General features: G+C 41.9%; 10 protein-coding genes. 1 reads left to right on the plus strand and 9 read right to left on the minus strand.

Annotation, left to right across the window (positions count from 1 at the left end):
• Positions 1 to 14 precede the first annotated feature (14 nt).
• Positions 15 to 2,567, plus strand: coding sequence for a DUF5686 and carboxypeptidase-like regulatory domain-containing protein (locus tag EAH55_RS16310; RefSeq protein ID WP_162996903.1), 2,553 nt, complete (start codon positions 15 to 17; stop codon positions 2,565 to 2,567).
• A 20-nt stretch (positions 2,568 to 2,587) separates the two neighbouring features.
• On the opposite strand, the gene EAH55_RS16315 is transcribed toward EAH55_RS16310, so the two are convergent.
• The 9 genes from EAH55_RS16315 to EAH55_RS16355 form a co-directional block, all read right to left on the minus strand.
• A complete protein-coding gene (locus EAH55_RS16315; protein WP_121810574.1) occupies positions 2,588 to 3,268 on the minus strand; it encodes an outer membrane beta-barrel protein in 681 nt (226 codons plus the stop codon).
• On the minus strand, positions 3,210 to 4,022 hold the full coding sequence (locus tag EAH55_RS16320) for a sterol desaturase family protein (protein ID WP_121810575.1): 813 nt from the start codon (positions 4,020 to 4,022) through the stop codon (positions 3,210 to 3,212). The genes EAH55_RS16315 and EAH55_RS16320 overlap by 59 nt, the downstream gene beginning before the upstream one ends.
• A 108-nt stretch (positions 4,023 to 4,130) precedes the next feature.
• Positions 4,131 to 4,685, minus strand: coding sequence for a histidine phosphatase family protein (locus tag EAH55_RS16325; RefSeq protein WP_162996905.1), 555 nt, complete (start codon positions 4,683 to 4,685; stop codon positions 4,131 to 4,133).
• Positions 4,686 to 4,752: 67 nt separating this feature from the next.
• Entirely contained in the window at positions 4,753 to 6,180 is a 1,428-nt protein-coding gene (locus EAH55_RS16330) for a hypothetical protein (protein ID WP_121810577.1), read from the minus strand.
• Between the two features lie 11 nt (positions 6,181 to 6,191).
• Positions 6,192 to 9,020: a TonB-dependent receptor gene (locus tag EAH55_RS16335; RefSeq protein WP_121810578.1), complete on the minus strand. Its 2,829-nt coding sequence runs from the start codon at positions 9,018 to 9,020 to the stop codon at positions 6,192 to 6,194.
• 271 nt (positions 9,021 to 9,291) lie between these two features.
• A complete protein-coding gene (locus EAH55_RS16340) occupies positions 9,292 to 10,323 on the minus strand; it encodes a metallophosphoesterase (RefSeq protein WP_121810579.1) in 1,032 nt (343 codons plus the stop codon).
• Between the two features lie 7 nt (positions 10,324 to 10,330).
• Positions 10,331 to 11,332, minus strand: a complete 1,002-nt coding sequence (locus EAH55_RS16345) for a YncE family protein (RefSeq protein WP_121810580.1) — start codon at positions 11,330 to 11,332, stop codon at positions 10,331 to 10,333.
• 26 nt (positions 11,333 to 11,358) lie between these two features.
• Positions 11,359 to 12,567 carry a right-handed parallel beta-helix repeat-containing protein gene (locus tag EAH55_RS16350; RefSeq protein ID WP_121810581.1) on the minus strand — a complete coding sequence of 403 codons (1,209 nt, stop codon included), beginning with the start codon at positions 12,565 to 12,567 and terminating at the stop codon, positions 11,359 to 11,361.
• 13 nt (positions 12,568 to 12,580) lie between these two features.
• Entirely contained in the window at positions 12,581 to 15,307 is a 2,727-nt protein-coding gene (locus tag EAH55_RS16355) for a TonB-dependent receptor (protein WP_121810582.1), read from the minus strand.
• Between the last annotated feature and the right edge of the window lie 141 nt (positions 15,308 to 15,448).

Consider the following 15,448-nt stretch of genomic DNA (forward strand, 5'->3'; position numbering starts at 1 on the left):
ATACTTCATGGTTATTGCTTGTAGTTATATTGTGTCCGTTATATGGCAGGGCGCAACAGGCAGACAGTCTTAAGAAATCATCATCTCAGGTAGTTACAAGTGTTAAAGGTCAGGTAGTAGATGATGCCTCGGGGCAACCGCTTCCGGGAATTAACGTTAAGCTTGTAGGTGGCAAATACGGCACCATTGCAGACCCTGACGGAAAATTTGAGGTAAACGCTCCCGGAGCTTTCACACATGTTAGTTTTTCCTATATCGGTTATCAAACCATTACCAAAGTAATTAAAACAGGGCAGGTTAATGTACTTCATATCAGGTTGCACGGCAGCCAAACCCAGTTAAAAGAAGTAACCGTAGTTTCGGGAAAAAAACAGCGTTATCGCAACAAAGGGAACCCGGCGGTTGAACTTATCCAACAGGTTATTGACCATAAAAAGCAAAACCGGATGGAAAGTGCCGATTATCTGCAATATGATCAGTACGAGCGCATCAATCTGTCATTTATCGACGTTCCTTCCAAATTGATGAACAGCCGTTATTTTAAAATGTATCAGTTTATGCTTGATACGGTAAAAAATAACGGGCAAACCCAAGTATTACTCCCCGCCTATCTCAGCGAAAAGCAATACCAAAATTACTATCGTAAGGATCCCGCTAAATCCATCAGTGTGCTCAAAGCGCAAAAGGAAGCCAACATTCTCAAATTCATTGATACAGCAGGCCTGGATATTTATATGAACCGCCTTTACGGCAATAACATTGATATTTATGATAACAACGTTTTTATCATCACCAACCAGTTCCTGAGCCCGATTGCCGATCATTCGCCCAATTATTATAAGTTCTTTATTACCGATACCATACAAACAGGCAAAGAAAAACTGATTGAACTAAGCTTTACACCACGTACCAAAGGCGACTTGCTTTTTGAAGGTAAACTGCTTGTAAGTATGACGGGCAATTATGCGGTACGCGGCTGCGAGCTTGATGTAAACAAACAAATCAACATCAATTTCATGCGAACGCTCAAGATCACGCTTGATTTTGAGCAAAACCCTAATGGCCGGTATTTTTTAAGCAAAAGTGATGTCAAGGCCGACTTCGGTATCTTAAAAAACAAAGGGCTTGGGTTTATGGGCGAGCGAACGGTAGTTTTTTCCAATTACGTTACAGACAAACCACTTCCTGCCACATTTTATGAAGGCAAAGAATTGCAGATAGCGCCTGACGCAGACAAACCCGACACCTCATACTGGGCTCATAACCGACCGGATACACTGTCCGATCATCAGTCAAAGATGTATCCGCGTATCTCCAAATTGGAGAAAATGCCGCAGTTTAAAAGGGCTACCTGGTTTGCAGCTACTTTTACAGGCGGCTATGCTAAGGCCGGACCAGTGTTGATTGGCCCTATTGGAACAATTTACTCACGTGACAGCCAGGAAGGATCCAGGTTTCAGCTTGGTGGGCGCACCAACCCCGAATTAAGCAAATCGATATATTTTGAAGGCTTTGGTGCTTACGGATCACGTGATAAGGCATTTAAATACAATATTGCTACATTTTATTCATTCAATAAAACGCCGTTTTACCGCTACCCTAACGATTACCTTAAAGCAAGCTATTTGAACGATGTTGATGTGCCGGGAAGAGACCTTTCAACCATCAACCAACAGGCCGCGCTTGCATCGTTTTCGACAGGAAAAACAATATACTGGCTTTACAGCAAGATCGCTAAAATTGAATATGTAAAGGATTTTGAAAACCATTTTTCGTTCGATCTCGCATTCAGAAACTGGAACCAGCGCCCTGCCGCTTCCCTGCTATTCGAATACAATAATGAGGCTAACACTTTAGTGCACGACCTGACTACCAGCGAGCTGAACCTCGCGTTCAGGTATGCCCCGCATGAGCAGATCTTACAGGGAACGGTATACCGCCGCACTGTCTACAGTAAATACCCCATCCTGAATTTACAGATCAATCATGGCTTTAAAGGCCTGTTCAACGGCGCGTATGATTTCACCAGCGTTAAAGCAAGCATTTTCAGACGCTTCTACTTATCTCAGCTTGGTTATACTGATATTACTGTACTCGGAAATTATTTAGTAGGTAAAGTACCTTTCCCGCTACTGAACATCGCCCCGGCTAACCAGTCACTTGCTTATGACGAGGATGCCTATAACCAACAAACCTACCTGGAGTTTATAAGCGATCATTACGCCGGCATCAACTTAACCCATAGTTTCAGCGGTTTTTTACTGAACAAAATCCCATTGATAAAACACCTGAAATGGCGAGAATTCCTGTCGGCTAAGGTATTATTTGGTGGCTTGCGTAACGAAAACAACCCGCTTTATTCACCAAACTTATTCCGTTTCCCGGTAGGTGGCAACGGAGCAAATGGTACTTATGCTTTAGGCACTAAACCTTATATAGAAGCCGGAGTAGGTATAGGTAATATCTTTAAGTTTTTGCGGATAGATGGGATCAAGAGGTTTAACTATCTTGATCACCCGGGTGCCGCGGAATATGGTGTTAAGTTTAGTTTCGCCCCGGATTTTTAAGTAATGCCGTACATAATTGTTTAAAACAACGTGGTAGTAAACCCGATGCTATAACTTACATAATCCGGATTTAAAATATATTGCGATCTGGCTTTATACAAATGATAATAGGCGGGTTCCAGTACAAGGGCAAAATGTGGTACGATATAATATTCCAATCCGGCTGCTATTTTTACCGCGGGATGTTTAGTGCTTATGCTGCCTACCGTTATACCATTTGAATTAACAGAGGTGTTATTGTACCCTGAACTGTTATATCCGGCTTGCAAGAGCGTATATATTCCCAACCTGTTTAATTTTCGTCGGTAACCGACACCCAGAAGTAAAAAACCGGCAGACAGTTTACCTTCGGTTACATTGGTAGGGACTTCGCCCGCTTTACTTTTATATTTGTTATTTAGGGCATCGTAGTTAAACCGAAAAAAAACAGCATTGATATAAGCAGGACGGTACTCAACGGCGGTATTTAAAACACTCCCCCGTTTCATGCTTACCTGCTCGTCTCCGGAAGGTATATTTATACCTACCCCTCCGGGAAAATAAAGCCTCGATGTAAATTTTTCGGTTTGGGCATTAACATGTAGTGTCATTACGAGCAACACGCCCAATAATGAAAAATATGTTTTACAAATACACATTCTGTCAGGCACGTTTTGAAACAAATGGAATCTGTAAAACCTTAATAAAACTCTTACAAACATTCGTATCGGGATGGGTATCTATCCCAAACACGGTATCATCCGGCTTTAGCTTTCCGTAAGTTCCAAATAACCTATCCCATATAGACAGTACATCACCATAATTACAATCGGTATAAGGCAATTGATAGTGATGGTGAACATGATGTATATTAGGTGTGATAAAGATCAATCCCACCCATTTATCAACGCCATCTGATAACCGGAACTGTGTATGCGAGGTGATATTTGAAACCGTTTGAATGGTTTGCCTTAACAACAGCAATTCAAAAGATGCACCGGTTATAGCTATCCACAACATTAAAAAGCACATTCTTACAAATGTTTCACCGGGGTGTTCCCTTACCGTTGTTGATACATCAAGTTTTTGATCAGTATGATGCACAAGATGAAATTTCCATAGCACCCCAACTTTATGCATGATCACATGGTACAGGTATTCACAAAAATCAAGCATAATAAACCCGACAACGTATTTTACCAATATACTTTGGTGCCGGGGAAGTTGTTGCAACAAGCCTAAATGATTCTGGCTTATCCAGGCCGCTTCAAGTAATACAAACATTGTCATAAAAAGCTGAACCGGCAGTGCCGTTACAATAAACAACATATTTGTAAAAGTGTGCCGCCATTTTTTGCCTACAGGTATTGCCAGTATCAAACCTTCAGCAAGCCACAAAGAGGTTATTAACGCTCCAAAAATCAGTATCTGTACCGATGATGGATGGGTAAGGAAAAACGACTTGTTAAACTCCATGCTAAGCCTTTGTATCTCCAATATTACAGGAACATTCTGTAGCAATTATGAGCAAAGCCGCATAAACAAAAATCGGCCTCAGCTTTACAGCAGGGGCCGACGTGCAAACTAAAAATTACAATCTTTTCCGGGATCTATGTTTTCTTTATCGCGTGCAAGTGTCGCCACCCCATTTTTAAAGGTCACAATCCAGATACTGTCATAATCATCGTCCGGCCATTTTAAGTTGTCTTGTTTTATTCCCAGTGAACGCACAATTGGCGCTATACCGCCGTGCTCCCACACAACCAGTATTACACCTGTACGGCTTTTCAAATCAGCAGCCAAACCTAATGAGTCCTTCTCGGTACGTGAGCTGTTTACCGTTAAGTTATATTTAGCGGCAAGCGGAACAATAGTCTGAAACATCCGGGAATGCTTGGTAGCCTCTCCCAGCCCTAAACCAGGCACAAATATTTTATCAGGCACACCAAATTTGGATGTTATTACAGCAGGCAGTTTTAACGACCTGTTTATGCCCTGGCAGTTCAGGTTATCCCCTTTAACCGGCTTTTCGGCGTGGCGGATAAATACTATTTTCAAATCGGCCGACTGAGCTTTAACCGACAATATGGTTAAGGGCGATATAATAGATAAACAAAGTACACAAATAAGTTTTTTCATTTTTTGAGCGTATAAAAAAAGAATAGCCGGATTATTTCCGGCTATTCCTGAAGAATAAATATTGTTATTAGTGTTGATTTCCTGAGCCATTTAACTGGTATGCACCAAGATCGGTACCAGGTAAGGTTGCGTCTGATAAGCCATAGATCTTATCAAGCGGCACTGTAATCAACGGTTTAATAGTTGTATTGCCTTTACCAATAAGCGGCGAACTGGCCAGCAAATGGAAGTTAAAATTCCCGATAGCACTGTATTGGTACAATGGGTGACCAACCGTTGGAAGCGGAAAGTTCAGGAACATCGGATTATTTTTTTGTACCACATCACTACCATCGTAAATAGAACCTAAAGTATAATTTGAAGGCAGGTATTTTGCTGATGTAGTAATTGATGGAATATCTGTGCTTTGCGGTTGTGTGATATATCCTGTTGGATAAAACTGGTTGGCAACACTTAAAGAATCGGCCCACTGGTAGTTGTTTCCGTATGAAAGGTGCGCAACATCAGCAACAGGGCTGCCTACTACGCGATAGCCAAACTTACAGTTAATAGCTACGTTGTTATAATACATACCCGCTGCACCTTCTTCAAAGTTGATACAACCACCACGACCGCTTTGTACCTGGCGATAACCACCACTAACGAATGTGTTATTGTACATTACGATATTGGTTTGAGGAGCACCGGTAGCCTGACCTTTGTTTGATGCTTTTTGTCCGTTGGTAGCAGTGCCCATAAACATATTGTAAGCCATGGTGCCAACAGTACCACCTTTAGCATTTAAACAGTCGCCACCGCTAACGCCATTTTTCTCAAAGGTATTTCTGAAGATGGCTATTTTACCAGCCGAGATACGGATCGGATCATCTACCCCACCATACAACCAGGAATCTTCCATGATAAAGTTGCCGTTATAATTGGCAAACAAGATACTGTATTGGTTGCCGGTACCTGATCCTGCAATGGTTGATGTAGCTTTTCCTTCTGTTAAACCGGCATACTCCACATGCGTCCACCTTAATACCAACAAATTACAGGTAGGGCCGCCAATAATACCTTTCCACTTGCCCGCATATGCAGGGTCGGCAGCAGCTGTAAGGCCACCCGGTGCGTCGTTTTTCACAATGCCCGGTACGGTGATCCAGTTTGGCTGATCTTTTGAACCGTTACTTACTAAAGTTCCAAGTGCTATAAGGCTGCTTCCTACACCCATGTTTAGCCTGACACCAGGCTGCATTAACAAAGTGTCAGTTGGGTTGATCACCAGATCGCAACCGTCTTCAACGGTGTATGTTTTGCCGCTAAGCATGGTACCTTTTACGGGGATTACTGTTGAACCACTTGAGCTGCATGAAAGCGGAGCCTTATCACTTACCGGGTTTGCAGCCGGCGGTGTATAGCTGTAAATGTCCATGTGCTCACCTTTCCATTTCTGGCAACCGGAAAAGGCCGCTGCCATCAGGATACAAATAACTGGGATTATATATTTTTTCATCGTTGCGTTTATTATAATTTATACCTGAAACCACCAAGGAATAGTGTTTTGTAATAGTCGCTTTGTACAAGCGTTTGACCTGCAATATCCTGTTTGCCTAAAAACTCTTGTTGTTTTGCATCAAGACTGCCGTGCGGGTATTTTAAATAGATTTTGCTGGCAGCGTTGGTGATATTATTAACCTTACCATAGAAAGACAGCCTTTTGGCGATAGTTTTCTCAAAAGAAAAATCTAACTGATTATAGGCATGCTGATAAAAATCAAGGTTGTAGTACGGTGATACCTGTGCAAGACGCTCGCCTGTGTAAACAAAGGCCAGCTGTATATCCAAACCTAACTTAGCGCTTTTGTACAGTACAGATGCATTGCCCACGTGGTCTGCCTGACCTTGCAGCGGACGGGTTTCATCCACATTGGTTTGTTTTAAACCCAGGGTTGGATCATTTGAATAAAGCAGTTTGTTTGTAGTGATCCTTGAATGGGTATAGGTATAGTTAATTGAAAAGCCTATCACGCCAAAGAATTTAGTAGCCAAAGCTTCAAAACCATAGTTGGTTGCGTTACCCGGATCATTTTGAGGTTTAATAACCTGCGAGCTTGGGCCGCCATCACGCACAACGAAATACTCAATAGGATTGTAGATCTTTTTGTAGAAAGAGCCCAACAATAACTGATCAGCACCACCCGGGAAAAACTCATAACGTACGTCGTAGTTATCTGCAGTGATGTGTTTTAAATAAGGGTTACCAACCTGGTCAAAATACTCACCGGTAACTTTATATGGCACCTGCTCGCCAAAGCCCGGACGGCTGATTGCCGCGAAGTATGACGCGCGGATATTTTGATTATCTGTTAACTGATATTTTAAATGGATGCTTGGCAAAACATCAGTGTATTTAATGTTACCACTCCTTTGTGTAACCGTTTCAGGCGATTGGGTAGCATAAGTTAAATCGGTATTTTCGATACGAACACCACCTAATACCTGGAGTTTCGGAAACAGATCAAACTTAACCTGTAAATACTCTGCGTTATCATTTTCTCTTACGTGGTAGTTGTTTTGCAAATCGGGGTTGTTGGCACCGATACCATCAGCAGCCGAATTGAATGCAAAAGGAATGGCATCGAAGTTATTATTGAACAAGGTTGATTTACCACCGGTTAATGAATAAGTGATATAATCAGCATCTCTTACTTTATGACGATACAAACCACCTGCCGAAAATTCAACATCTTTACCGGCAATTTTTGGAGTATAGATCAGGTTAGCATATCCTGAAAGGTCTTTATCCCGGTTATTTTCCCAATGATGGTCTAACTGGGTATTGTTATCAACCTCGGCAGTAACAGCGCCTGAATTATTTAGGGTTTTATTAGCATCATAAAAAAATTCGGTTCTGTCAGGCTGGTGCCTGGTAGCTTGTGAATATACTCCATCCCAGTTTAAGCGCCACTCGTTGCCAAGCCAATGCTCACCATGTAGGGTTGAGTTATAGATATTTTGCTTGGTTAACATGCTCCTGTTTGAGATAGTGATCTGTTTACTTAAACCAGTAGAGTTTAAGCCCAAACCCAGCGTATCAGAAGTAAAGCGTGATTCAAATTCGCTTTGATGGATGTAAAGGTTGTATAACGAGATTTTGTTTTTGTCGTTAAAAGCGTAATCTATTTTGTTGTGGATACCTACACGTTCTGTCTGGGTAGAATAGGTGCGATCATAAGCATCAGAAAACTGAGGCGAGTTTGGCAGCGGAATAGCCGATGGTTGGGCGTTTGGCGTAAGCTGCTTTGAATTAGAGCCGCGGTAAATGTTCTGATAACTTGCAGATACGATAACACCTAATTTTTTATCCAAAAACCTGTCGCCGATGGTAATACCTGCTGTTGAGCTAAATGGGGTTGACATATTTTTGTCGCTTGTAAGCGCCTTATTGCTAAAATCGGCATACGTAGCAGCATAGCTGTTGCCATTAATAGCTGCCGGAGATTTGCTGTTAGGAGATGCGCTAAAACCAACAAACGGTCTGCTTGATGAAAACAGTGTGGAAAAACCGCCAGATACGTTAGCACTGAAAGTAAACTGACTTGGGGCACTTTTCATTACCAGGTTCATTACACCGCCAATAGCGTCACCTTCCATACTTGGGGTAAGTGCTTTGATCACTTCAAGCCTTTCCAGCATTTCTGAAGGGAATATATCCATCGGCACAAAACGGTACTGGCCATCCGGACTTGGTATTTTAATACCATTTACCAGTGTTGAGTTGTAACGCTGATCCATACCCCTGATAATGGCGTAACGACCTTCGCCGCTTGCCGAACGCTGGATTGTTACACCGCTGACACGTTGTAAGGCATTGGCTACGGTAACATCCGGCAATAACTTAATAGTGTTTGCCGAAAGTACGTTGATAACCATTGGCGCGTTTTTTTCAATGTTACGTACTGCATGATCAGATTCTTTGTTGGCCTCGCCTTTAATCTGGATCTCGGTCATTTGCATACTGGCGTCTTGCAGCAGTATGTTTACCGTAACTACATCGCTGGCTGATGTAATATTACCTTCACTAATTTTAGATGACGTATAACCAACATAGTTTGCCTGTACTTTGTATGGGCCGTTTTTTAAATTTTTGAAACTATAGGCACCATTAAGGTTAACCGCAACAAACTTGCTAACCCCATCCTGGGTTAAATGCACGGTTGCTCCGGTAAGGGGTTCGCCGGTTTTAGCATCGGTTACCTTTCCCCTTATGGTTTGGGCCATAGTTGTAAAGGAAAATAGCAGGCATATTGAGAATAATAGCAATAACCTGTTAAGAAAGTAAGGGTGTTTCATGAACAACGGGTTTAATTTTCCGCAAAGAAACCCGCTGAAAACTGGAGAAAAATTGAATAAAGAAGCCTAAGAATAATACATAACCGAAACTTAACATACACTTAATAATGCAGCGATTAAAGTGCTTCAAAAACCCATCTTATATTAAGGATTGGCAATCACGATCAATTATTATTGGTTATCAGGTTTACAGCTTACCGTTTGATAAGCTGTAAACCTAAATTGGAATAAACCGGATTACACAAGGAAGCGCCTTGTGTAAATTCAGTTTCTATTTAGTAAGCTCGGTTTGGTAAAGCACTTCTCCCTGGTAATTTATCGCCCTTACGTTTAACCGTTTCTCATCTATAGCAAAATACATAAAGCCATGCTCTGATGCCTGGAAACGGCTATAGGGAATACCTGCTGTAACTTTTGTGAGTTCAGAACCTGCGCCTGAAATAAACTGATGGGTAAAACCTTCAGGTTTCAGGTGTTGCAAAGAATGCTCATGCCCCGAAAGGTAAACGTCAACTTTATGCTCTTCAAAAGTTTTGGTTAATGATTTTCTCATGGTCAACGTATCGTAGTTGTCGATACGGGGCCCTACAGAATAACAAGGATGATGACCAATCACGATTTTCCATTTCACATCTTCAGACGCATTCGCCAGTGTTTCATTAAGCCATTGCATTTGTTTTTCAACATACTGGGCCTGCGCTTCATGTAAAAAAGGATCGGTATCAATAAACACCAGCAACGCCTTTGCTTTTGCCTGTTGCCTATTCTCTTTCGGTTCTTTTTTAACGGCCTCGTCCTCTTTGTTTTTAGCTTTGTTCAGACTGATCTCTTTGGAGTAATATCGCGCTGGCATATTCCAGCGACGGCTTATTTTGCTGTACCTGATCTGGGCGTCAACATCCGAATGATAATCGTGATTTCCAAAAACCGGGTACCAATCGCATTGCAGTGAATGCGCGGTATAAATATTCTCGAACGAATAATGCCATAAGGGGTCAAATTCGCTGATAACACCTTTGGGATAAAAATTATCCCCAACAGAAACTACAAAATCATTTGGATGCGTCGCTCCCCAAAGGCCCATCTGTTTACCCACTTCCAGCTGATCGTATTCGCCATTACGGCCCCAATCGCCCAGTGCCATAAAATGCAGGGAGTAATCATCTTTAATTGCAGGCAGTAATGTAAGTTCCTCACTTGTTAAATGAGTTACCCTGTCTGCTGCAAGGGCACCCAAAGGCGCAATAAGCGAAGCTCCTATTGCCGATAGTGCAGTATTTTTTACAAAATCTCTTCTTTTCATCCCAATATTATTGCTGACGGTAAACAAGTAGCTTAAATGTACCGGGCTTCATGGTTTTGGTTCCCTGTTCATAATCGGCAACCGGGAAATAAAGTTTATGTGTAGCCAGATCAATAGCCATGGTTTTAGCGCGATATTGTGTGGTTAAAGTTTGCACAGCGCTGTAAGTATCAGGGGCATTTTGTTTAAAGATACTGGCGGTTCCGTCGCCGTTTGAGGCTACCAGTATTTTTTGAACCGGATCATACACAACGGCATCAACCCCAGCGCCAATCGGCAGTGTCTGGATCACTTTGCCTGTTGGGATATCAACTACGCTAAGCCCCTTGTTTTCGCGGCAAACGGTAAACAATTTTTGGTTCGCTTTATCCATTGCTATACCTGTAGGGCCGCCACAAGGGCTTAAGGTATAGTTTTTGGAGACCATTAGTGTTTTTGTGTCGATTACGTTCAGGCTGCTTTTATCCTCCAGGTTGTTATATATGGTTCCTTTACCATCGGCAACAGCAAATTCAGGAGCGCCGCCCATATCAATTGATGCTACCTGTTTCATTGATACCGGATCAATTACACATGAACTGCTGCTATGCCCGTTAAACGTGAAGATCTTTTTTGAATAAGGGTCAAAAATAATCGCGTCAGCGCCTTTATGATCTAAGGGAATGCGGGTAATAACAGCCAGTGTTTTTATATCAAACACAATTACTTCGTCGGCTTTACCATCGCTTATAAAGCCTTTATTAAGCTCATTATCAACAGCTATGCCATGCACACCTTGCATGTTGCCAATGGTGCCTTTAACCGTTTCGGTTTTCAAGTCAACTACATTTACTTCAGTACCGTGTGACGCGTATAATGTATGATTTGGCTGATCGATAAATACATAGTCGTAACCACCATTGCCGGGTAAAGCGATGGTTTTATCCAATACATAATTCTGAGCAGATGCCTTTGATAAACCTAAAAACAGGCCGACATTTAAAAGAAAGAAAAACGCTATTTTTTTCATGTTGATATTATATTAAATATTGATGCTTAATGTTTATTCCCTTTATCATCGCTGGTGTAAGCACCCAGGTCAAGGTTATATTGCGTGTTGCCCGCACTGAATGCCGGCGATGTGCTTTGCAAGCGAAAATCATTGGTATTAGGATATCCGTTAGGTGCAGCCACCGTACCATCAAACTTTACAAACATTGGATCCTTATCCCCTATCTTTTTTGAGATCAGATCGGTTGGCTGAGGTTTTCCCAAACCAGATGGAGGATAAAATCCATCCCGGATGTTGATCTTTAAAGTCGGATCTACCAAATCGGCATAAGTATCAACCGTGGCATAAAACAGGTTGTTACCATATGTGGTGTGGGCTATATCGCCGTCGTCAAATAATTCAATGCCATGGTAATCGTTAACTATAATATTATTAAAAATGTGGCCGATGGCATTTACACCAACAGAAACAGCACGCCCCGGCTCTGCCGAACCCCTTCGCCAGCCATTTGAAACCAGTGTATTATTGTACACATATACCTCAGTTTGCGGAAAGGGCTTGCTCGAACTGGTTTCGAGTTTAACACCTGAACCCGCCTGGCTAAAAATTACATTGTAAGCCACAGTACCGGTAACACCAGTTTTTAGGTTAATGCCCTCACCATCGGTACTACCCGATGAGCTGATGGTGTTTCTTAAAATTGTTACTTTAGCACCGTTACTCAAGGCCATCAAATCATCTTGTCCGTTGGTAAACCACGAATCTTCAATATCTACATTTATAGGAGCTTTCACCTTCAGGGTGCCGCGTGCACTTCCGGAAGCATCGGGCCCGCCCGTGTTATCAACATGCGTCCAGATAATGGTTATGGCCTGGGCTGTATCGCATTGAAAACCGCCCCAGGTACCGGGTTTGTTCGAGTCAGAATTAAAATACACCGGCTGATCTTTTGTGCCTACCAGTTTTAAAACACCCTGAATATTAACCTGCGAATTGTTTTTCACAATAACATTTGCACCCGGCTGAGCGTAAAGTGTATCGCCTTTTTTTACCGTAACATCGGCAGTTATGGTATAAGTTTCGCCGGTTACTAAAGTGCCTTTTACAAAGCCGCTGATATTACCGGGCTGTATAGGACTTGAAGTAGGGATCTTAATTTGAGTAAACGTAGTCAACTCAGCTTTTTTACAGCTATTAAGGGTAACAGTTGCAATAAAGCCAACTGCTAACATAAATATATATTTCACTTTCATGGATTTGATGCTTTTATAATGAATACCTGAAACCTAAATTGAAACTCACGTTGTACAAATCTTTTGATTGAACAAGGTTATTGATCAGTACCGTTGTAGGTGTATTTAGCAGGTTGTTCACTTTGGCTGTTAACACAAAATGCTTAGCCACCTGCTTTTCTCCTGATAGCGCCAGGAATGATTGCGGTTGCTGATAGTAATCATATCCATAATTTGGATAGATCAGCGACAGCGTTTTACTGGTGTATGTATAGGCTAACTGAACAAAAGCTTTTTGCTTATCATTTTTGTACAACAAGGATAGGTTCAGTACATCGCCAGTTTGTCCCTGCAGGGGCCTGCTTTGCAACCTCGGTACAGAGGTAGAAACCCCATTTGCATCGGTAGAGGTATAAATTTTTGTAGTTTTTATGTTTGAGTAGGTATAGGTGTAGTTACCTGATACGCCAAGATCTCCAAAATACTTACTGTAAACTACCTCCGCGCCTGTAACCTTAGCAGTACCAAAATTTTGAGGGGAAGTATTAAGTTGTCCGTTCTGTGAATCATTTAACGCAAACTCAATGGGGTTGATTATATTTTTGTAAAACCCGCCAACAAACAGTTGCTGTTCTTTACCCGGAAAAAGTTCATACCGAATATCATAATTATCTGCTTCGGTATGTTTTACAAGCGGGTTACCGGTGACATCGGTACTTTCGCCAAGGGTTGGGGTTGGCACCAGCTCATATAATGCCGGACGCGCTATTGATTTAAAATAAGACGCCCTCAAGTTTGAATTTTCGGTAAGCTTATATTTTAACTGAACGCTTGGTAAAACATCTGTGTAAGTCTTTTTCGCATTACTGCGGATATCCAGTACAACGGGGTGCGTATCATATCCTTGTTTAGTACCTTCAACACGAACGCCACCGATAACCGCTAAATTATCCAATACGAGTTTAACTTCACCGTAACCGGCAGTGATATCTTCGTAAGCTGTATAATTGGTTTTATCGCTCTGATCGGTACCTGTTTGATTGTACACTACAAAATCGGCCGAATATATATCGGTAAAGCCGCTTTTACCGCCATTTGCAGTTGCCGCCGGTCGTAAAATGTATTCGTTTTGATGGTTGTAGCGTGTGCTATGCCTGTAAAGACCACCGGCTTTTAGTTCGATAGCACTTTTTTCGCCCAGGCCTGTTTTGTACCCGATATTGGCCATAGCGCTAAGGTCTTTATTACCGCTCTTTTGCCAGATCCTTGATATATTATCAAAATAATCGGGAGTACTTGTAAAATCGGGGTTAATTAAATGGTTGATAGATATATCGGCCCTGTCTGGCGCGTTTTGGGTAGCATTACTGTAAACACCCGCCCAATCAAACAGGAAATGTTTTTCAATAACATGTTTACCGCTCAGTTTAAGATTTTCAACATACTGATTCTGTATGTTTGAACGGTTATCGTTAAAAACGGTACCTGTACCCGGCCCTATCCTGCCCCCGTTGCCCCCTAATATCGAGGTATCAATACTTAAACGTGTTTGTGCAAGGTGCGTATAAAGGAAAACGTTATCAACGCTTACCTTGTTATTATCATCAAACTTATAATCAAGATGAGCCGATAACCCATTATTTAATTGTTGGGTTGAGTAAGTGCGGTTAGCTACATCGGCAATAACCGGCTGAAAGTTTTTACCGTCCCTGATATCGGGCTGAGCTACGTTAAATTCTGAATTTGTGCCGTAAAATTGGTTTTGATAGCTATCGGCAATGATAAACCCTAATTTATTTTTAAGGAACCTGCGGCCGTAAGTAAAACCGAGTAATGCGGTTGGTGGGGCATTCTTTTTGGTAAAGTCAAGGTTAGCCCTTGAAAAATAACCCGGAGGAGCATTATAAGCAGCTCCGAACCTTTCAGTCGGGCTTTTACTTTGAACCGCGCCATGATAAAAATCATCAAACCTACGGTTAAAGAAAATGGCGCTATAGCCTATCGAGCCGTTTGCCTTAAAATACTCATACTCGGGCGCGTCTTTAAAAACCAGGTTCACGGTTCCGCCTATTGCATCACCTTCCATTTCGGGCGTAAGACTTTTGCTTACTTCTACACTTTCCAGCAGGTCTGAAGGAACTATGCTTAATGAAATAAACCGCGAAACAGGATCGGGACTGGTCACCTTAACACCATTAACTAAAGTGTTATTATAACGGGGCTCCAAACCTCTGATAATAGCATATGCTTCATCCGACCCACTATTACGCTGGATGGTTACGGCAGAAACGCGTTGCAGGGCGTTTGCAGCATTAATATCCGGCGACCTTTGCATGGCCTGTGCAGACAGTACGTTAATAATATTGTCTGCCTTACTTTCCTTACGGCGTGATGACGATTCTGACTCTGCGTTGGTTGTTCCGTAAACTTTAACCGTTTTAAGCTCTTCCGGCTTTTCCGAAAGCTGGATATTCATTACAGATACTTTGCCGGCTGTAATGGTAACATCCTGCTTGTACTCAGTATAGCCTATATATTTTACTTTAAGCTTGTACTGCCCGGCATCAACACCGGTGATAGCATAATTACCAAATGCATCGGTAACCGAACCTCCGTTCTTATTGTCAAAATGGACAAACGCGCCACTTAAAGGCTCTTTTGTTTGCGCATCAATTATTTGTCCTTTTATCCCCCCTGTTTGTGCAGAGGCAACAGTTGTGAATAAGGTTAACAGGAATAACAGGTAAATTTTATTGATCATATAGCACTTGTTTTTTGCCAAAACACCGTGCTAAATCTGGAGTAATACTGAATTAACGGGCCTTTACAAAATCGTTAATCAACTGATAACCATACATTAACATTAGCAATGCTAATCATCGGTTTTGTGGGTATTTTAAAC

This window comes from Mucilaginibacter kameinonensis (genome assembly GCF_003675385.1).
Taxonomy (GTDB): domain Bacteria; phylum Bacteroidota; class Bacteroidia; order Sphingobacteriales; family Sphingobacteriaceae; genus Mucilaginibacter; species Mucilaginibacter kameinonensis.

Coding starts and splice junctions, on each gene's coding strand:
- EAH55_RS16335 (WP_121810578.1), bottom strand. CDS start 9,020: ATGAAACACCCTTACTTTCTTAACAGGTTATTGCTATTATTCTCAATA.
- EAH55_RS16320 (WP_121810575.1), bottom strand. CDS start 4,022: ATGGAGTTTAACAAGTCGTTTTTCCTTACCCATCCATCATCGGTACAG.
- EAH55_RS16315 (WP_121810574.1), bottom strand. CDS start 3,268: ATGTTTGTAAGAGTTTTATTAAGGTTTTACAGATTCCATTTGTTTCAA.
- EAH55_RS16330 (WP_121810577.1), bottom strand. CDS start 6,180: ATGAAAAAATATATAATCCCAGTTATTTGTATCCTGATGGCAGCGGCC.
- EAH55_RS16340 (WP_121810579.1), bottom strand. CDS start 10,323: ATGAAAAGAAGAGATTTTGTAAAAAATACTGCACTATCGGCAATAGGA.
- EAH55_RS16350 (WP_121810581.1), bottom strand. CDS start 12,567: ATGAAAGTGAAATATATATTTATGTTAGCAGTTGGCTTTATTGCAACT.
- EAH55_RS16345 (WP_121810580.1), bottom strand. CDS start 11,332: ATGAAAAAAATAGCGTTTTTCTTTCTTTTAAATGTCGGCCTGTTTTTA.
- EAH55_RS16325 (WP_162996905.1), bottom strand. CDS start 4,685: ATGAAAAAACTTATTTGTGTACTTTGTTTATCTATTATATCGCCCTTA.
- EAH55_RS16355 (WP_121810582.1), bottom strand. CDS start 15,307: ATGATCAATAAAATTTACCTGTTATTCCTGTTAACCTTATTCACAACT.